The following is a 19,852-nucleotide window of genomic DNA, read 5'->3' on the forward strand; positions in this document are numbered from 1 at the left end:
CTCGTTGACTACCATAAATGAATTTGGTTTTCTACAATTCGTTCATCGATTTCATCTAAAGTATTTCCTATGAATGTAACGTGCCCCATCTTACGGTTCTGGCGTGATTCTTTCTTGCCGTAATCGTGGAGATGAAAACCATGGTACTGCTCTAGTTTATCAATTAAAATGCTTCGATGCTTTCCGAGAATATTAATCATGACTGCAGCCGGAAACGATTGAACCGGAAGCAATGATAATCCGCAGATTGCTCTCACGTGCTGCTCAAACTGAGAGACACTGCAAGCCTCAATCGTATAATGCCCTGAATTGTGAGGACGCGGTGCCATTTCGTTAATGTAAATGTCTTCATCCTTCACAAACATCTCGACCGCAAACGTTCCGACAATGCCTATTTTATCAGCAAGTAAACTTACGGCTTCCTGAGCTTTTTCAACAACATCTTCAGAAACTCGGGCAGGCACTCTCGTTTCATGTAAAATATGATTTTTATGCAAATTCTCTCCTATTGGAAAATAGGCAATCTTACCGTCCAGACAGCGCGTAAATACTTGAGAGATTTCCAGATCAAAAGCAAGCCAGGACTCTACGATATAGGTACCGCCATCTTTAATGAAAGACTCTGTCTGATCCAGCACTTCCTCATGCTCAAGCTTCAGTTGCCCTTTGCCGTCGTAACCTCCGCTGATCGTTTTAATGACAGCCGGAAAACCGATTGTCGAAAGCGCTTGGACCGCTTCTTCATACGTATGCACAATGACATAGTCAGGAACAGAAAGTCCTGCATCGACGGCCACCTGTTTTTCCTTCGAACGATTCTGCGTAACTTCCAGAGAATAGGCACCTTGAGGAAGTTTTCCATCAGCTTCGAATAATTTCGCCACTTCCAGGTCAACGTTCTCGAATTCATATGTGATTACATCGCTGATTTCACTTAATTGTTTGGCTGCCTCCACATCGTTATAAGCAGCTACAATATGCTCGTCTGCTACATGAGCACAAGGGCAATCCTCCGTCGGGTCCAAGACTGCAATGCGGTAACCCATATGCCGGGCAGCAACCGCCATCATCCGTCCTAGCTGCCCTCCTCCGAGAATACCAATGGTTTGTCCAGGTCTTACGACATTATGATCCACGTAAATCGCTCCTCATTCCTTCGACTTTATCTACCATTTGTTTTCGATAATCTCTTAGTTTCATAGCGATCTCTTCGTCAAAAGCTCCAAGCATTTCCGCTGCTAAAAGTCCTGCATTTTTTGCTCCTGAACTTCCGATCGCTACCGTAGCGACAGGCACGCCTCCAGGCATTTGAACAATGGATAAAAGTGAATCCAACCCTTGCAGAGCCTTCGATTGTACCGGTACTCCGATGACAGGAAGCGTTGTTTTTGATGCTACCATTCCCGGCAGGTGAGCCGCTCCTCCTGCCCCTGCAATAATTGTCTTCAGTCCTCTTTGTCTCGCCTCTTCTGCATACGTAAACATATCTTCCGGGGTGCGGTGTGCAGAAATGATTTCTTTTTCATATGGAATATTTAATTCATCGAGTACATCACAAGCTTGTTTCATTGTCTCCCAATCCGAGATACTGCCCATAATGACGCCTACTTTAGCCATATCATCCCCACTTTCATTAAAAAAGCCTGCTTAACTGCCTCTTCTAAGAGAGGAGCTAAACAGGCATACGTGTCTCAAGAAAAATGATTGTAGATGCTTGAATCTCCCCTCATAGTCCGGGAATTTACGGTTCCCAGGTAGAGACGAACGGGCCCTATTCCCGTCTTATATGAGGTTTCGTTTATGCAATTCTATCTTCATCATATCAAGAGGAACAAAGTCATGTCAACGCAAATAACGAACAATATTTTCATTCTTTTATTTAAATGTTCGTGTTTATTGTTTAATCGCATGAAAGACGATCGTTTTCCCTACAGGTTCCATAACTTTTTCACCATTTTTTATCTCTTCACGAAAGATTGGTTCTTCTGCACGACGAATCGGCATATACCCTTCATTTTTTATACGATCAAGACACTGGTCGATTGATTCCTTTTCTCCAACTTCAAAGCGCTTCTTGTTGTTCTTGCTGTTCTTTTTGGGCATCTTCGATCTTTCCTCTCTTTACAGACTTCGTCCAGAAACCTCCGTAAATCTGTTTTGGCTCATACGAAATGATAAAGGCCTTCGGATCAATGGTACGGATGGTTTCGTAAAGAAGAATTTCATACTTTCTAGGGGTCAAGATTTGCATGTTCAGACGATCCCCTTCCATCCCATAGGCGTACCAGCTCGTCACACCATATCCTTTTTCACGGAGCTGTCTAGTAAATTCGATATCCGGGTTTGAAGATATCACGTTAACTGTAATATAACCGAGGGCGAGCTTTTCTTCAATTTTCATGCCGACAATTACCCCAAGCCCATAACCTAAAGCATAGGCAATTACATTTTCAATCTGATCAAGACGATCGAGCACAAGACCAAGACCGAACACATACGTCACAATTTCAAACATACTAATAAACGCAGCGAAATACCTTTGCCCTTTCAGCGTGAAGATCATTCGAAGGGTAAAAAAGGTCACATAGACAATGTTCACCGCCAAAATAATGCCAATAACTAACCAAGGGTTTTCTAACATGCATGAAGCCTCCTAACTGAAGCTGAATCTTGTCCCCACAAGATATTCACCCAGCTGTTTTTTCATGCATACACTATAAACCATGAGAAGTCTTAGTACAATGAAAACCCACCGCAAATAATGACAAATTATGGAGGTAGAAGCGATGAACCAATTTAAAGATTGGAAAACGAATTTGGACCGATTTTTTGGCCAGGATTTTTGGGGTGATTTCGAAGGCATGATGAAACCTTCCATTCCCTACGTCAACATGTATCAGTATGATAACGAACTCCTTTGTTTCGTAAACATCCCCGGCATGAACCACCCGAAAAACGTTGATGTTTTTGTTGACCACTCTACTCTCACGCTTAAAGGCAAAATCGAAATTAACCACCGTGGAGGCCATCAAATCCTATCTGAAATTGCGGACGGCACTTTCGAACGAAGCGTCGATCTTCCTTTTCCAGTCCGAAGTGACAAAATCGAAGCGACTTACAAGCACGGTTTACTAGTCGTTCAGCTTTACCGCCAAGTTACTAATTCTTCAAAGCAGCGTCCTATCAGTATCCGCCATATCGAAGATGAATAGAACGGCAGCCTTGATGGACTGCCGTTTCTTTTTATTTAAATAATTGGTAGTTTTCCAATGGAAGGTTTCTGTTCAGTCGCTTCCTCACTTACAATTAAGCTAAGAAGATGAAATATAATACGAATATGACGAATAGGAAGTACATGATTGGGTGAATTTCTTTTGTCCGACCTTTCAAAATCATCGTAATTGGGTAGAAAATAAAACCAATCGCGATTCCTGTTGCAATGCTGTACGTCAATGGCATAGCAGCAATGGTGAAGAACGCTGGAACAGCGATCTCAAATTGATCCCAATCAATATTTTTAAGAGTAGACGCCATGAGTACTCCGACAATAATTAGAGCTGGAGCTGTCACTTCTGCTGTCACGACTGAAAGTAATGGTGAGAAGAACAAAGCTAATAGGAAAAATCCAGCAGTGACTATAGATGCAAAACCGGTACGGCCTCCTGCTCCTACACCAGCCGTTGACTCAATATAAGAAGTAGTCGTTGATGTACCGACTGCCGCACCTACTACGGTTGCAGCAGAATCCGCAAATAAAGCACGGCCTGCACGAGGCAACTTATTATCCTTCATAAAACCAGCCTGAGTCGCAACCGCAACCAACGTACCCGCTGTATCAAAGAAATCAACGAATAAGAACGTTAAAATAACTACAAGCATTTGCATGGTAAAAATGTCGCCAAAGTGAGTGAATGCAGCTCCGAATGTCGGCGCAAGGCTAGGCGCGGAAGAAACGACATCGTTCACTCCGGTCGGAGCTGAAATTAATCCAGTGACCATTCCTGCAATGGATGTAAGGATCATCCCGTAGAAAATGCCACCTTTGATTCCAAGAGAAAGTAAAATAACAGATACGATAATTCCGAAAATCGCTAGTAGAGTTGGACCAGCCGTTAAATCCCCCAGCTGGACAAGCGTTGCATCACTGTTTTGGACAATTCCTGCATTTTGAAACCCGATAAAGGCGATAAACAAACCAATACCAGCACCAACGGCAAGCTTCAAATTCCCTGGTATGGCATCAATGATCATTTGGCGCAGGCCGGTCACAGTTAATACGATAAAAATAAGTCCAGAGGCTAACACACCTGCAAGCGCCGTTTCCCACGGAATGCCAAATCCTAATACTACTGTGTAAGCAAAGAACGCGTTCAATCCCATACCTGGAGCTAAAGCAATCGGATACTTTGCGAAAACTCCCATAATCAACGTACCAACTGCCGCTGCTATCGCTGTGGCTGTGAAGACCGCGCCTTTATCGATTCTCGTTACGCCCTCCGGCAGTTGTTCAATCCCATCCAGCGCAAGCGTTGATGGATTAACGAACAGAATATAAGCCATAGCAAGGAATGTCGTCAGACCTGCCATGAACTCTGTACGATAATTCGTGCCTAATTCCTTAAACTTGAAATATTGCTTCATGATAACTTCCTCCCTCTTCCTTTTTCAGCACCTGTTTTTCTCTTTTTTGTACCAGGTACCTTTTTCTCTCTTGTGGCCTCAAGTATCGGCCGATTGTGTTTCTGTAACTGACACCAACAAGATACCCATAGAACCAGCGTCTAACAAAAAAGACACTCTGGAAAAATCCCAGAGTGTCTACCTGTTTACGCGTAAATGGACGAATCCCAGGAGAAGAGCATAATCTCCTAAGTATCGTCAATTCACCAGCGTAGTCAGACCAATTTACGGTGGTCCGGTAGAAACTTATGGGCCCTATTCCCAAAATTATACGAAGGTGTAACTTATTTGTTTGATTTGGTTTTATCATACACTCAATCGACAAAGTTCGTCAACCCTATTTCCGAACAATGAGATCAATATATAAACTTAACGTTCGTCATTCCCACTCGATCGTTGCAGGCGGCTTACTCGTCACATCGTACACTACGCGGTTGATGTGATCGACTTCATTAACGATACGTGTAGAAATCCTCTCAAGGACTTCCCATGGGATGCGTGCCCAATCTGATGTCATACCATCAATCGAGGTTACCGCACGAATCGCGATAGTGTAGTCATACGTACGCTCATCTCCCATAACTCCAACAGAACGAATGTCTGGCAAAGCAGTGAAGTATTGCCAGATCTCACGTTCCAACCCGGCGTTCTTCACTTCTTCACGAAGAATCGCATCAGATTCACGCACGATTTCTAATTTTTCTTCGGTTATTTCCCCGAGTACTCGGATCCCTAGCCCGGGTCCTGGGAACGGCTGACGCCAAACAATATGGTCAGGTACGCCTAATTCTGTACCAAGTGCACGCACTTCATCCTTGAACAATGTATTCAACGGTTCAATTAGATCAAACTGCATATCTTCAGGAAGACCGCCGACATTGTGGTGAGACTTAATGGTCTGAGCAGTTTCTGTACCACTTTCAATAATGTCGGTGTAAAGTGTTCCTTGTGCCAGAAAATCAATGTCTTTCAGTTTCTCTGCTTCATCATCAAACACATATATAAATTCATTTCCAATAATCTTACGTTTTTCTTCTGGATCGGAAACGCCTTTCAGCTTACTCAAGAAACGGTCCTTTGCATCCACTTTGATGATGTTCATGTTGAACCCGTCACCAAGGGTACGCATCACGTCCTCGGCTTCATTTTTTCGAAGCAATCCATGATCGACAAAGATACACGTCAACTGATCACCGATCGCTTTATGAATCAATGCAGCTACTACAGAAGAGTCTACACCACCACTCAATGCACATAGGACTTTGCGATCGCCTACTTGTTCACGAATTTTTTCGACTTCCATTTCTACAACGTGTTCCATTGTCCAATCATCTGTGGCATCACAGACATCAAATACGAAGCTGCGCAGAATATCATTGCCATACTCAGAATGACGTACTTCCGGGTGGAACTGCACTCCATACATTTTCGTTTCGTCGTTGCTCATTGCCGCAACCGGACAAGATGGACTTGTCGCATCAACTTGGAAGCCTGCTGGTGGATCAATCACCTTATCGCTGTGGCTCATCCAGACCGTCTGTTCCTTAGGCGTTTTACGGAAAAGGGTAGGATCTTCTGCGATATTGATATCCGCTTTACCATATTCACGTTCTTTTGCACGTTCTACTTTCCCGTCGAAATGGTGAGTCATCAGCTGCATACCGTAGCAAATGCCCAGTACCGGAATGCCGAGTTCAAACAGATCCTCATCACAACGGAAACTGTTTTCACCATAAACACTGTTCGGCCCTCCGGACAATATGATTCCGCTTGGATTTAATTCTTTGATCTCCTCGATGCTGATTTTGTGAGAACGTAGCTCACTGTACACACCGAATTCACGGATTCTTCGAGTGATTAATTGGTTGTATTGACTGCCAAAATCAAGTACTAAGATCATTCCTTGAACTTGTTCCACTTCTCTCCACTCCTTTTCCTATAAAAAACGCATGATTGTAAATAAAAAATGGATTTCTGCTCTTAGTGGTTCAAAATAACCATCAGTGAAGGCAGAAATCCATCCATGAAGATACACATCACGAGATTCCCACCTTCATAGTCAGGGCATTATCGGTGCCCCGGTAGAGACTCTCGAGCCGTATTCTCGAGGATATACGAAGGAAGAATGCGTCTAATTTCCATTCATTCTATCAACCGCAAACAGAGGAATCAAGACAATGCTTTTTTAATTAAATTTTCCCATAATTCAGTGACTTTCGGCCATCGTTCACTATGGTGTTCATTTCGATATAAAAGTCGTTCATAATCATTCGTCAATCGCCTCATATCACTGGACTGATAATGTCTGTCGACGACTCGAGCATATTCTCGCAACGTTTGTTCGGGCTGACGTTTTATTCCTTTATGTTCCAAAACTTTCAATAAATACTGGTAAGCTTTTTCGTACGTATCTTCACCCTGGTTATTACGATAACGCCTAATCAACAAGAAACTCATCCAACGGTAACGGGTAAAGAAGAGAATAGTACCTCCTATAACAATCCCTCCAGCTAGCACCCAGATCCAAGTATAGCTTTGGTCGCTGTTTTCACCTAGAGCTCCTTGGCTTTGACTTGCCTGCTCGTCCTCCATTTGTTGAGGATTTCCCATGTTCGTTTCTGGGGTCTCTTCATCTTGGCCTGCATCTGTAGAATTTTCGTCTTCTGTTTCTATGTCTGTGTAGAAATCTGCGTTATTCGTAAAGCCTTTTGTCGGCTCAAACGGTACCCAGCCGATGTCAGGGAAATACACTTCTACCCAGGAGTGGGCATTTCCGCTTGTGACCTCATAAACATTCTTCACTTCCTCGCCATCTTCTGACTGAGTCGTGTCAATTCGCTCTCCGCCAGTAAACCCTTTGACCCAGCGTGCAGGAATACCTTCAGATCTGAGCATAACGACCATCGAAGTAGAAAAATTATCACAATAACCAAGTTGAGATTCGAATAAAAATTGATCTACATAGTCTTGATTTTCCCTCGGAACAGGGACATCTGTCGTCGAGTATTCGAAACCGTTGGAGGAAAAATACGACTCTACCGCTTTTGCACGGTCGTAGCGGTTATCTTCACCCTCTACAATTTGACTGGCGAGATTTCTCACCCGATTCGGCAGATTATCCGGAAGCTGCAAATAGCGATCCTGAATGTAATCAGGATCTTCTGAACCTGCTTCTCTAAGCTGACTGTATTCAAAGGATGGAAAGTCATAATTAATCGCAAACTCGTTCCATTTTGCTTCTGACTCGCCTTTTAGCGTATCCATTTCGCCTGTGTTTTCATGAAGGCGAATATTGTAATTCTGAGATACCATCCCTACAGACTTGGTTCCATAAGGATAGACTAGCTTCCTGAACTCGGCATCACGTGTCATTCGAAGAAATGCGGACTGCTCTTCGACTTCGACTTCATCAGAAAAGGTTTCATAAGGAATATCATCCGGAGAAACAATGGTAGTCGGCTCTTCTAAAGTGTCTTCCCACCCTTTACCGGTGTACGTATCCTTTGATTCGATCCGCCAATAGCGGTCTCCATCTGCTACAGCAGTGAATACAGGAGTATCATCTTGAATGAAGGAGCCCCCAAGACGGCTGTCATTTTCACCATATCCGACTTTCTGTACGACACCATTGCCGCCGGGTCCAGACCCTCCTGTCGCACTCTTCAAGTAAGGTACAGGGTCAGGCCATTGAGGATCAGGCTTAGGTGAAGAGTAGCCTGCTACTGTTGAAAACATAATAATCACAATAAGCGGCAATGCCCAAAGATGTGCTTTCTTCAGGCCGTGAAAAGGAATGGCCTCCTTGTCCATTTCTCTCGAGAAACTGGATAACCCTAAAGCCACCATTGCTAGAATAAATGTACGGATGATCGCCCATTTTCCGTCATAAACAGTGAAGGTATCAATGACTGTCACATAAATGAGCGTCATTAATACAAAAACAAACATCCGCTTAGCCACAATAAACCAGTAATACAACAAATAGCTCATCAGCCATAGCAGGATAAGAAACAATAGACTTCGAAATAACGGGGTCATCTGCCACCATTCTCTAGTTTGAATGACTTGAACATTGAAAATGATCTGATCATAAATGAGAGAGAACCAATTTCTGGTGAAAATAGTCTCTCCGATGTACAAGCCATCAATGATAAAGGCCATCCCAAGTAGTTTCAGGGGCATCGAAAGAAACCACTGGATTTGCAGGAAAGAAATAAAAAAGCAGAAAGCAGCATAAATGAAAAAGATCGTCACATCATTCGTATTGGTTACGGACTCTAATGGCCTTAGCCACTCACAAAAAAGCAGGAACCCAGTAATGTAAATGATAAGCCGGTAGATGAACGTCTGTTGTTCTTGAGGTTGTTCATTCATTACGTGTTCACCTCGAATTCACGTTGAATCAGTTGCTCCTCTGAAAGCACATTGACGAGAATCCCCTGATTTTTCATCTGTTTAATGACCTGGTGATCCTGGAATGTCATTTGCTTATGAGGGCGAACGTAGAAAAAGACTAGACGCTTGCTCTTTTTGGATAATTTCACTAGAGCTTGCTGAATACCAGCATCCAGCTGATGACTTACAACCATGGCAATGATTCCAGCTGGAATTTGTGCACGCTCGCGCTCCAACTGCTGAGCAAATGGCGTTCGCCCAATCGGACGGATTTTAGCCAAATGGCCTTGAATCATTTGTTTATGCGTGTAATCTTGCTGGAACGGAAAGTACCCTCGTCCGTCCCCTAAAGTCATAAAAGCCATTTGAGAAGATTTCGTGTGCAGTTCATTCAATAGAGAAGCGCTGAACTCAACCGCTCCCTCAAAACTTACAGGACTCATTGAAGGGTGATAGACAGCATTTAATATAACAAGCATATCTACACTTTTTTCCTGCTCAAACTCTTTCGTCATCATTTCGTTTTTCCGTGCCGTCGTTTTCCAATCCACCCAAGCAAACCGATCCCCTGGCATGTATTCACGAACACCGGTGACGATGTTCGTATTTTTTTCATTTAACTTAAACGAAGGACTGGCTCCCTGTTCAAAGCTGTACACGCGTTCCTTCAGTTTTACAGGGCGCTGGAATGGAAAAACAAGCAGACGATTATCGAGCATATAAACATGTTCTTTTTTAACAAAACCGAAGAAATCTCCCGTTTTTACTCTGACCGCTTTTAAGAAATGCTCACCTCTTGGAACATGGTCAAGGGAATATCGATAATGAATACTTTTTCTAAACCAAGGAAAAATGACGCGCTTGATGATCCTTTTTTCTTCCATAATTTCTGGTTCATCCATTTGGCGGTACTTCTCCAAATGATCATCCCGTTTTTTAAGAGAATCCGGTAAATACTCTTCAATTACGCAATAATAAATAGGAAACGGGATTCGGCGTGTCAAGGTAACTTCCACATCGACTGTTTCCCCTCCAGTAGCAATGCGCTTTGATAAGTCCCGATGAATTTTCCAATCATGGATGGGGTAAAGCAGCACACCTAACATATAAAGTAGAAAAGGAAGAAAAGCATAAAAAAGAAACCAGCTGACAAACCCGCCTTGAAACATCGCATAGGAAAAGAGCACACCGAATAATAAGGCAACGACGATCAGCTTAGCAGCGAATTGGAACGTTTGCCTCATTCACTAATATTCCTTTTGACAGGGATTGAAGTAGAAGAGATCAATTCTTCAATGATATCTTCAGCTGTCCTTCCTTCAAATCTCGCTTCAGATGTTAGAATCATCCGATGCGATAGAACATAAGGAGCTAAATACTGCACATCGTCAGGTACGACATAATCACGATCATGGATGAAAGCATAAGCTTTAGCTGCTTTCATCAAAGCAATTGACCCACGCGGACTCACACCTAAGTAAACGCCGCTTTGATTACGCGTGCCTGTCGTCAATTCGATAATGTAACGGTTGACTGTTTTATCGACATAGACCTCTTCGACCTCTTTTTGAAGACCGACCAGCTCGTCCTTCGTAATAACGGAAGAGATGGAATGAATGGGATGAGATCCTGAAGTCCGGGCAAGCATCTCCATCTCCTGTTTGGCTGACGGATACCCCATTTTCATTTTTAAAAGAAAACGATCTAATTGAGCTTCTGGCAGCGGGTATGTCCCCTCATACTCAATCGGGTTCTGTGTCGCCATAACAAAGAATGGATCACTTAACGGGACAGGACTTCCATCAACCGTAATGCTCGTCTCTTCCATCCCCTCAAGCAATGCAGACTGAGTCTTTGGAGATGTCCGATTGATTTCATCGGCTAAAACAATGTTCCCTAAAATCGGACCTGGTCTAAATTCAAATTCCATCGTTTTTGGATTATATATAGAAACACCAGTGACGTCAGATGGAAGCAAATCTGGAGTAAACTGGATCCGTTTAAAGTCACAGTCCAGTGACTTTGCAAGAGTCTTGACGAGCATCGTCTTACCGACACCCGGAACATCCTCGAGCAGGACGTGTCCTTTCGCCAACAAAGCGACAAGACTTAGTAAAGCCGCTTCCTCTTTTCCGATCATCACTTTATTGATATTGTTCAAAACTTCTGAGACCTTTGGCTGAAGTAAAAATGTTTGCTGAGTCATTCGGTGTACCCCTCTCTTCCTTAAACACTATTTTCTGAAAAATCACTCTCGTTTTAACTATACTATATACCTGCTTATGGGACAAAACATGTGAATGGATGGATATAAAAGGAAAAACATTCCTATCAAATAATTAAAAAACTAAAAATAATGTCGAATTTTATATTTTTATACCCCTTTAAATACCTTTATGAACCTGTTTATAACAGTATCCATTAATTACATAATTTTACTGACAATTTTCTTTATGGATAAATAAAGTTTAGTAAAGTAACATATGTACATCTGACCTGCGTAATGGTAAAATAAATTTCAAATAGTACCTATATACTAAATGTCGAATTTTTTTCATACAACTTTAGAACCATGTAAAACCATGTCAGATTATGACTGGTTAAGAGGAAAAGGAGTGAGAAAAATGAATAATCAGTCCCCGCTTGAAAAAAATATTGAATGCACCAGGGGGAAAATGTATGAAGCTTATAAAAATAATAGTGATTATGAAGAAGTTTTGCGACTATCCCAGAAACTTGACCATTTACTAAATCAACTAAAAAGCGCCTGATTTCATCATAATAAAAAGCCCCAGTTATGCACCAGGGCCCGCCACCTATACCTATACAAACCTTCGTCTCTTTTAGAATTATCTTTATTTTGAGATGGCTTACACTTAAAATACCATATAATTCTAATTGGTGTTAGTGTTATCATAATATTTCTCAAATAAAAGAATCTCAAACATGAAATAATTCTTCTTTCACACCTCAACCTCTAAATCCACTGGATATGAAAACCCCCATAGCCAGAGAGATCCTCATTTCACCTTTTTCATTCATATTCTCTTTCGAACAATTTTGTACTTCTCACTGTATCGATTGGGCGAACATAATTCTCAATCTGCTCGCGTTTAGGCTCCAGCTTCGGAGGAAGAGAAAGCATTTCGCCAAGTGTTTCATAAGGTTCATCTCCCATGAAACCAGGTCCGTCAGTCGCAAACTCAAATAAGATTTGCGGAGCTACGTTCACGTAAAGAGAACCAAAATAGTGACGATTTACAAAACCAGAAGTCCGGAACCCAAAACGGGACATCCATTGATCCCAATCGTCCAATTCCTCCCGATCATTGACCCGAAAAGCTGCATGGTGAACTGTACCATATCCTTGACGTGCAGGTGGCAGAACATTGTTAAACTCTACGATGACTTGTGCGCCATTTCCACCATGACCTGTTTCAAATAAACGAAATGCACCTTCTTGATCGATTTCCTTGAATAGAAGTACCTTTTCCAACATGTCTTTGAAGTATTTAATGTTATCCACTCTGACGTGAAGGGGACCCAGACCAACAATGGCGTATTCTAAGGGAATTGGTCCTTTCTGCCACGGCTTCCCTGCAGAAACACCCTCATTATTTTCATCAGAAACCAGTTCATAAGATTGATCGTCAAAATCCACAAAGGGCAAGATTTTCTTCCCAAACCGGTCTTGAATACCTTTATGTTTCACATCCAGGCGATTAAAGCGCTTTTCCCAGTAAGTCAGGGCTTCATCACTGGGTACACGGAAGGACGTTCTGGAAATTTCATTCGTTCCATGGGACCCTTTCGGAATACCGGGGAAATCAAAAAAAGTCATATCTGTCCCTGGATTACCTTCATCATCTGCAAAGAACAAGTGATAAGTCTGGATATCATCCTGATTCACCGTTTTCTTTACAAGCCGCATCCCAAGCACATACGTGAAAAATTCATAGTTCTTTTCTGCACTGCTGGTAATCGCTGTTACGTGGTGAATTCCTTTTAATTCGTTCATTTCCTTCCCTCCCATTTCGTTATCTTAAACGAATCTATCCTCGGAAATTATCTCAGTTTCAAGATAAATATAATATGAATCTATAATTTTGTCAATTTCATTAAAGAAAAGCGAAAATGACTGACTTAGTCTTTCAATCAGTTAAGTTCAGCACGTCCTGCTTCAGCTTTGAACTTACTCTCGTCCTGATGAGACCCGACAAGTATAAGACACTCGTTGGCTTGGAAGGCTTTTTATAATAAAGAAGTCGATTGACATATAACTTCCATGTACCAGAAACTTCCTATATTCTCTCGCTGCAAAAAGCATAATAAACGTTAAATTTTCGAGACAATAAAAAAGCCCCGCAGGTTACCCTGCAGAGCTCTACTCATTTATTTTGATTCATTAACCTCGTTCATACCATTTTGATTACCAATTTGCCATGTCCCTAAACGTCTCGGATCACCGCCACCGTACATTTGAATGACATCTCCGTTTGTACGGATCCCCAGTCCTTGAATTCCTCCATAAAAGACGGGTGAATCGTGAGTGATGACCGAATAATCCATTTCACTCCTCAGACGGTTAACAGCTGCTTGATCAACCATCCTTTCAAGGTGGACCACGTTATCTTCGGTGTAGAACCTGGAACGGGCGATCGCTTGCTGAAGCGTAAGCGGATCCCCTGTATCCTGATTGATTCCATACTCATACTGCATTAGTGTTTGAATCAGCATCGCCGGGATCCTTTTACCACCAGGAGAACCTATACCAAGTACTGCTCTTCCTTCCTCAGCAAAAATGAGCGGAGAAACGAAGGAACGTGGACGTTTACCAGGTTCATACTCGTTCATAGATCCTTCGACTGTATCAAAGTTGATCAACTGGTGATTTAAGAAGAATCCGTTAGCGTACATCCCAGAACCAAAGAACTTGCCTAGTGAATTCGTTGCCGACACCATCATGCCGTCTTTGTCTACGACAACAAAATGAGTCGTGTTTCTTGTATCTTGCTTTTCACCAGGAGAAACAAATAGCTCACTCGAACTAGTTAATGCCTGCCCCCCAACTGAGAACTCTTCCTCAAACAATTGTTTCGCATAGCTGGTAGAAGTCAGCTTTTCTTCTTGCACATCAACAAACCGCGGGTCCCCAAGGGTATGCACCCTGTCTTCGTAGACACGGTTGACTACTTTATTTACAAGATGGATATAAAGATCCTTGTACTGCGGCTCATTTACCACTTGTTCCATACTTGTCGGCAAAGCTTCAGCAAGGAATGGCGGCAATTGGCCATTTTGGTTTTCAAATTCTTCACGCAATACTTTTTCAAGGTTTCCTTCAAGCTGCTCGATCATCTGCAAAGCTTGAATGACAATAATCCCTGATGTTGGTGAAGAACCTGCATAAACTTTTTGCCCTTTAAAATTCCCTTCAGGTGCTGGGCGCTTGGCTACTTCATAATTGGCAAGATCATTGGGCCCAAAACCAACTTTATTTGCAAGTTCTTGTGCGAGGGCCCCTTCATAAAAGGCTTCTGGACCTTTTTCCTGAAGAGTCTTCAACGTGTTCGCCAGCTCTTTTTGGACCAATGTGTCATTGATTTGTAGAGCGCGGCCTTCCGGATAAAACATGTTGTAAATTTCAGGGTTCTTATTCCCTGTCTGGATAAAGCGCCGAGAATTCTGTAACTGTTCATGGAAAATACGGCCTACCTTGATGCCTTCCTCACTGTGAGTCACGGCATCCTCTAAAAGCGTACTCCACTCAACATTATTTCCATAGTCTTCATAAATGGCTTCCATGCCTTTGACAAACCCTGGAACCGCAATATCCCGTTGAGGTTTTGCCCCGCTCATCGGTGCAGCTTCACGATAGTCATAAGTCATCGCTTGTTCTCCAGGTTCGTGGACGATCATCTGTCCCCCGCCTCCGATACCGGATCCATAGGGTTCCACCACATTAAGGGCGAAGGAAACCGCAATCGCAGCTTCGGCAGCATTTCCACCTTCATTTAATACTTTCATGCCGGCTTCAACAGCTAATGGATGGACCGCACTGACTCCGTAAACAAAAGCATCTTCTCCGTCTGATGCGTTCACTTCCACAGTTTCTTGACGATCCTCCACGGTATAGGGCTCACGGAACTGATCGAACTCATCCTCAAAGTAGAAATTCCAGCCGACCAGTCCGACGAAGACGATCCCGGCTATGATGTAGGTTATTCGTAAATAGTTCAAAAACTCTGCCCTCCTATCCTTCGATGACGCCGGCTTTTTTCAGGTCGATCACAAGCCGGTCATTCTCCATCCGCCAATATTCAGAATCCAAATCCTTTCTAAGTGTCCTGAAGATCCGGAAATTCCGTAAAGGTTCTAATATTCCATTTGTTTCGCGTGGACGTGTATCCGAAATTTGCATCGGAACAAAGGATAGTTCAATACCTCCATCACTGAGAAAGTCCAATTGAGCCATCGTCGAGTCTTTCGTCCGTGACCAGCCCTGGTCAAACACAAAGTTGCCGAGGCTGTTCATTACGATTGAAGTTTTATCCGAATCCTGCGGGTCATTTGGATCTCCTTCAATATGTACACGCGTCACTGGTTCTAAAACGTGAGGGTGGTGACCAATAATCACGTCTGCCCCCATATCTGTCATTAGATAAGCAAGTGTTTCCTGATCCTGATTAGCGCTGGCCTGATATTCAGCTCCCCAGTGGGAATGGACCATGACAACATCGGCATTCTCTTTCGCTTCTCGAATTCGGCTCTGTAACACTCCAAGCCCGGAATTGGTCAGCACACCACCAACATATTCGCTTGCACTGTACCCTTGTACATACACGTCAGTAAATCCGAGTATGGCAATTCTTTTACCGTCAGCATCAAAATAATGGATTTTCCCTGCATCAGTGGACTTTTCTCCATCTTCAAACAAATCTTCAGAAGGATTGAGTGCCCGTCCAATTCCAAGAAGATCGACATCCACTTTTTCCATATGCTTTAACGTCTCTTCCAAAGAGAGACTTCCATAATCCATTGCATGGTTGTTAGCTAGATTGACAGAATCAAAGCCAGCTTCTTCGATGGCTTTTTCAGTACCTTTTTCCGCATACAAATGAATCGCTTTATTTTGAAGCTCAAAGTCTTCCATCACTTTCTTCACTTCGGGGTCCTTTGTATCAAGGACAGGATTTTCAAAATTTCCTGTCACATAATCGGACTGCTCCAAAAATGGTTTAACATATTCAAACACCCGGCCTGGTGATTCTCCACTTCTCAAAGCAGCCTCACGGACGTGCCGACCAAGCATCATATCTCCTACCATCGATATTCGATAATCGACATCGTCAGGCCTTGTATTCTCTGGAATATCTGGCTTATCCAGCCACTGATGGCCGAAAAAAGGGATAGCTAGAATCACCAGCAGAATCAGCGAGTGCTTCAACGCTTTTTTCTGATGTTTCTTCGTCCAGACTTTCATTCTGTATTTCAAGTCTTTATCTTTCATGGATACGCTCCTCTAAAACAAACTATAAGCCGTAATCAATACGAAGGTTACAAAAGCGATCACGAACGTCGCACTAAACGTAGGCAGGACTCCCTGCTTCTGAATAGAATTGGCAAGCAGACCTGGGACGATGACCCCTATTCCTCTAAGTTCCATAACAGGGAAAGGCGTCAATGGATACAAGTAATCCATCGCCATCTTCATAAGAACACCAACAGTTAGCATCGCCGCAAATTTCCGTCTCCCGTACAACACCGTAAACCTTGCCAACACCTGCGAGACAAGCAAGTATGTAATCAAACTGATCAAGCCTACTACCAAAACGTACATGACCTGATCAAAAATCAACGCTAAGTAGCCAGGGACAACCAAGCCCGCTGGCATGATCCCTGTTTTCTCAGCGTACAGCAAACTTAAAAGCACACCAAGGACAATTGCTATATATAAATCAGTACCGAACAATGGATTTCCAACTCCTTTTCAACATGCAATCACACTATTTATTTGTTTGTAAGTCTTTTTCCCGAACCGGTTCTTTATTGAAAGAAGTTTCGATCACGTCTTCTCCCCAGCTAGTAGCATAATCGGAGAGCGAAGGAACAACTTCAAGGTCTTGAATCGCTGCTGCCAGCTCTTCTCCTCCACCATTAATATTACCGATTCCATAAATTACACTGTTTCCTGGGATTTCTTGCAGATGCTTGATAATCGTTTCCGTCGGTGCTTTCTCTAGATTAATAATGTTAGAAACAGAGATCTTCCCTTCTTCCTGAGCTTGCAAGATCGGCTGTACACTCTCACCCATTAAGACAAGACGATCCATTTCTATATAAGGAAGAACTTTTTCTGCAAAATCAATAGTACGTTCAACACGGTCACTACGGCAATTCATAACGACCGTACTTTCATCAGATGGATAATCAAGGTCTTTAATTCGCTCCCAGATATTCAACGTCGACGTCACATCATTAGCAGCGAAACCATTGAAGAAATATTTCGGTGCTCTTTTCTTTCCAAACCGATGAACACGCATAGCACCAGGATCAACAGGTGCTTTAAGCATTCCTTCAAGCGCAACTTCACGGTCAATTTCTAATAAATCTGCTACAGCCAGAGCCAGAGCAGCGTTTTGTGGGAAGATCATAAATGGGAACTTCTTCAAATAAGATTCATCAATTGAACTTTCGTCCGCTACAATAACCTTAGAGCCTTTTTTCTTCGCTACTTTTTCAAAATAACGCTGATAAGGTGTCTCAGGAATGATGACATAACCATTTTTTGGAATGGTTGAACTGAAAGCTTCCGCAATATCATCGAGGGTCGGCCCCATGACATCAAGGTGATCTTCTATTACGTTCGCAATTATAGTTATGTTCGCTTTCACTAGCCGCTCCTGAAATACTCTTTGATATTCAGGGTTAACCGCCATACATTCACTTACAAACGCATCGGCTCTTCTATCCACGACCTTTTTTGTAATCTTCATTTGTTCGTTAATATTAGGACCTTGCAGACTTCGAATGATCGGCTCCTCTTCTTCCTGATCCCAATAGAACATACGAGCAGAGGTCCCTGTCGTTTTTCCGACAACCTTCCGCTGATCTTGCTTTAATATACCCATTACTAAACGGGTAACCGTTGACTTTCCACGAATTCCGTTCACTAAGATACGTGTAGGGATTTTCTTTATATTGCGATCCAGCTTTTCCTTCTCTCTTATTCCAAGTGCGAGGGTAATAAACGCAAAAATCGCCAAATAAACTAATTCGTTCACAGCATCCCTCTCCCTTCTACCTTATTTACCATATCATCTACTATCCTTCTATGAAACTATGTAACAGCAAAAAATTTCCTTTTCTTCTGAACCCTCAGCCCTCACACCCTTACCTTTACCCTAAAATAAATATTTCAAATATATTTCTTAAGTATATTTTACTTTTTTCAACAAAAATCCCCCGAACAACTTGTATACTGTTCGTGGGATTTTGGCGGTTTAAGTCGGTATGACCAATTTGTCCCCTGGAAAGATCCGGCCAGGATTGGAAATTTGATTCGCATCAGCAAGCGTTTGAACAGTGGCCCCATACTTTCTGGCAATACTGTAAAGGGTGTCTCCTGCTTGAACAGTGTACGTTATTTTAGAAGAAGATGGAATAATTAATATTTGCCCTGCTCTGATCAACCCTGGGTTATTCAACTCATTCACTAAAGCCAATTGGTCAACCGTTGTTTCGTAGCGCAAAGAGATGCTGTATAAGGTATCACCTGGTTTTACCATGTAGGTATTAGATAAAGAAGCCTTTCCAGGAATGATGAGGGCTTGGCCAGCTCGAATATAACTGGCGTCAGAAAGCCCGTTCGTTCTCACTAACTCGTCAACGGTAACATTATAATTCAAAGCAATTCGATATAGGGTCTCTCCTGATTTAACCCGATGTGTCCTGCTTGTTGTTGGTGGATTCAATATTTCTGATACAGTCACAAATTGATACCCTTTTGACTGGAGGCCGCGAATGATATCTGGTAAAGCCGATGGCGTTCCTGATGCTCCCACCCCTGTATGCATGAGAATAATCGCCCCTGGTACAATGTTATTCATGACCCGGTTGGTTACATCAGTTTTAGATAGACCTTTCCAATCAAGGGTGTCAATGGTCCAATGAATTGTCTTCGTATATCCAACACTTCCAACTGTGTTTAGAACAGCCTTATTCACAGAACCGTAGGGGGCTCGAAACAGCGGTTTCGTCGAATGTCCTGTCGTGCTTTTCACAACGGCTTCGGTTTGAGCAAGCTCTGTTTTAATCTCACTCGCTGTTAATTGAGTAAAATCGACATGCGAGTAAGAATGGGTAGCTAATTCATGGCCTGCTTCAGCTATACGTTTAATTGCCTCCGAATGATTGCTCGTCCCTTTACCTGTAAGAAAAAACGTAGATTTCACTTGGTGAGAAGAAAGAATTTGAAGGATTTTTCCAATGTTCGTTCCGTCTGAACCATCGTCAAAAGTCAGGGCTGCAAGTTTGCTTGAGGTGTTTCCTTTTATAACAAATTGGGAGCTGAAGGCATCGATCCGTGTAGGAAATGTAAAAAAGGAGACCAACAGGAGGAAAATGACCACAACCACTTTCAGTAACTTTGCACTCACCTCATTCACCCTTTTCGGAGAATTATAGTAAAGCTATGTTTACAGAGAGAGCCTAACTGAAATTAATGTCGATTTATGTCTATTATACTACGGCATGTATAGAAAAGCACTGTCATTTT

Annotated in this window: 17 protein-coding genes and 3 riboswitches; of the genes, 2 read left to right on the forward strand and 15 right to left on the reverse strand. The window is 42.6% G+C overall.

From position 1 onward, the window contains the following. Positions 1-8: 8 nt before the first annotated feature. From purK to HM131_RS17905, 4 genes are all read right to left on the reverse strand, one after another. On the reverse strand, positions 9-1,136 hold the full coding sequence (gene purK / locus HM131_RS17890) for a 5-(carboxyamino)imidazole ribonucleotide synthase (protein ID WP_085031054.1): 1,128 nt from the start codon (positions 1,134-1,136) through the stop codon (positions 9-11). Then, entirely contained in the window at positions 1,126-1,617 is a 492-nt protein-coding gene (gene purE, locus HM131_RS17895) for a 5-(carboxyamino)imidazole ribonucleotide mutase (protein ID WP_085031055.1), read from the reverse strand. The genes purK and purE overlap by 11 nt, the downstream gene beginning before the upstream one ends. A gap of 92 nt (positions 1,618-1,709) precedes the next feature. Next, positions 1,710-1,810, reverse strand: a riboswitch (purine riboswitch). 83 nt (positions 1,811-1,893) lie between these two features. Continuing rightward, positions 1,894-2,103 carry an NETI motif-containing protein gene (locus HM131_RS17900; RefSeq protein WP_085031056.1) on the reverse strand — a complete coding sequence of 70 codons (210 nt, stop codon included), beginning with the start codon at positions 2,101-2,103 and terminating at the stop codon, positions 1,894-1,896. Beyond that, positions 2,063-2,641: a DUF2179 domain-containing protein gene (locus HM131_RS17905; protein ID WP_085031057.1), complete on the reverse strand. Its 579-nt coding sequence runs from the start codon at positions 2,639-2,641 to the stop codon at positions 2,063-2,065. Before HM131_RS17905 ends, HM131_RS17900 begins: the two co-directional genes overlap by 41 nt. Before the next feature lie 145 nt (positions 2,642-2,786). Between HM131_RS17905 and HM131_RS17910 the strand changes: the two genes are divergently transcribed. After that, positions 2,787-3,212, forward strand: coding sequence for an Hsp20/alpha crystallin family protein (locus HM131_RS17910; RefSeq protein ID WP_085031058.1), 426 nt, complete (start codon positions 2,787-2,789; stop codon positions 3,210-3,212). 94 nt (positions 3,213-3,306) lie between these two features. Here HM131_RS17910 and HM131_RS17915 read toward each other — a convergent pair whose 3' ends face one another. The 5 genes from HM131_RS17915 to HM131_RS17935 all read right to left on the reverse strand — a co-directional run bounded on the left by HM131_RS17915 (position 3,307) and on the right by HM131_RS17935 (position 11,281). Next, positions 3,307-4,641, reverse strand: coding sequence for an NCS2 family permease (locus HM131_RS17915; protein WP_085031059.1), 1,335 nt, complete (start codon positions 4,639-4,641; stop codon positions 3,307-3,309). A gap of 231 nt (positions 4,642-4,872) precedes the next feature. Further along, positions 4,873-4,975: riboswitch (purine riboswitch) on the reverse strand. 84 nt (positions 4,976-5,059) lie between these two features. After that, positions 5,060-6,580: a glutamine-hydrolyzing GMP synthase gene (gene guaA / locus HM131_RS17920; protein WP_157130918.1), complete on the reverse strand. Its 1,521-nt coding sequence runs from the start codon at positions 6,578-6,580 to the stop codon at positions 5,060-5,062. Between the two features lie 136 nt (positions 6,581-6,716). Continuing rightward, positions 6,717-6,818, reverse strand: a riboswitch (purine riboswitch). A gap of 31 nt (positions 6,819-6,849) precedes the next feature. Further along, positions 6,850-9,054 carry a transglutaminase TgpA family protein gene (locus HM131_RS17925; protein ID WP_085031061.1) on the reverse strand — a complete coding sequence of 735 codons (2,205 nt, stop codon included), beginning with the start codon at positions 9,052-9,054 and terminating at the stop codon, positions 6,850-6,852. Beyond that, positions 9,054-10,319, reverse strand: coding sequence for a DUF58 domain-containing protein (locus tag HM131_RS17930; RefSeq protein ID WP_085031062.1), 1,266 nt, complete (start codon positions 10,317-10,319; stop codon positions 9,054-9,056). The genes HM131_RS17925 and HM131_RS17930 overlap by 1 nt, the downstream gene beginning before the upstream one ends. Next, complete coding sequence (locus tag HM131_RS17935; RefSeq protein WP_085031063.1) at positions 10,316-11,281, reverse strand: AAA family ATPase; 966 nt, start codon at positions 11,279-11,281, stop codon at positions 10,316-10,318. Before HM131_RS17935 ends, HM131_RS17930 begins: the two co-directional genes overlap by 4 nt. A 418-nt stretch (positions 11,282-11,699) precedes the next feature. On the opposite strand from HM131_RS17935, the gene HM131_RS20815 reads away from it, so the two are divergent. Then, positions 11,700-11,846 (forward strand): aspartyl-phosphate phosphatase Spo0E family protein, encoded by a 147-nt coding sequence (locus HM131_RS20815; protein ID WP_157130862.1) that lies wholly within the window; start codon positions 11,700-11,702, stop codon positions 11,844-11,846. 263 nt (positions 11,847-12,109) lie between these two features. Here the strand turns inward: HM131_RS20815 and HM131_RS17945 are convergent, their stop codons facing one another. The 6 genes from HM131_RS17945 to HM131_RS17970 form a co-directional block, all read right to left on the reverse strand. Next, positions 12,110-13,093: a ring-cleaving dioxygenase gene (locus HM131_RS17945; RefSeq protein ID WP_085031065.1), complete on the reverse strand. Its 984-nt coding sequence runs from the start codon at positions 13,091-13,093 to the stop codon at positions 12,110-12,112. Between the two features lie 374 nt (positions 13,094-13,467). Further along, a complete protein-coding gene (locus HM131_RS17950) occupies positions 13,468-15,315 on the reverse strand; it encodes a gamma-glutamyltransferase family protein (protein ID WP_085031066.1) in 1,848 nt (615 codons plus the stop codon). A gap of 13 nt (positions 15,316-15,328) precedes the next feature. After that, positions 15,329-16,585 carry a CapA family protein gene (locus HM131_RS17955; RefSeq protein WP_085031067.1) on the reverse strand — a complete coding sequence of 419 codons (1,257 nt, stop codon included), beginning with the start codon at positions 16,583-16,585 and terminating at the stop codon, positions 15,329-15,331. A 12-nt stretch (positions 16,586-16,597) separates the two neighbouring features. Next, positions 16,598-17,047, reverse strand: a complete 450-nt coding sequence (pgsC, locus tag HM131_RS17960) for a poly-gamma-glutamate biosynthesis protein PgsC (RefSeq protein WP_085031068.1) — start codon at positions 17,045-17,047, stop codon at positions 16,598-16,600. A gap of 34 nt (positions 17,048-17,081) precedes the next feature. Continuing rightward, on the reverse strand, positions 17,082-18,359 hold the full coding sequence (gene pgsB / locus HM131_RS17965) for a poly-gamma-glutamate synthase PgsB (RefSeq protein WP_085031069.1): 1,278 nt from the start codon (positions 18,357-18,359) through the stop codon (positions 17,082-17,084). A gap of 219 nt (positions 18,360-18,578) precedes the next feature. Next, on the reverse strand, positions 18,579-19,733 hold the full coding sequence (locus HM131_RS17970) for a LysM peptidoglycan-binding domain-containing protein (RefSeq protein WP_085031070.1): 1,155 nt from the start codon (positions 19,731-19,733) through the stop codon (positions 18,579-18,581). Positions 19,734-19,852: the final 119 nt, after the last annotated feature.

Origin of the sequence: Halobacillus mangrovi (assembly GCF_002097535.1) — a bacterium.
GTDB lineage: Bacteria > Bacillota > Bacilli > Bacillales > Halobacillaceae > Halobacillus > Halobacillus mangrovi_A.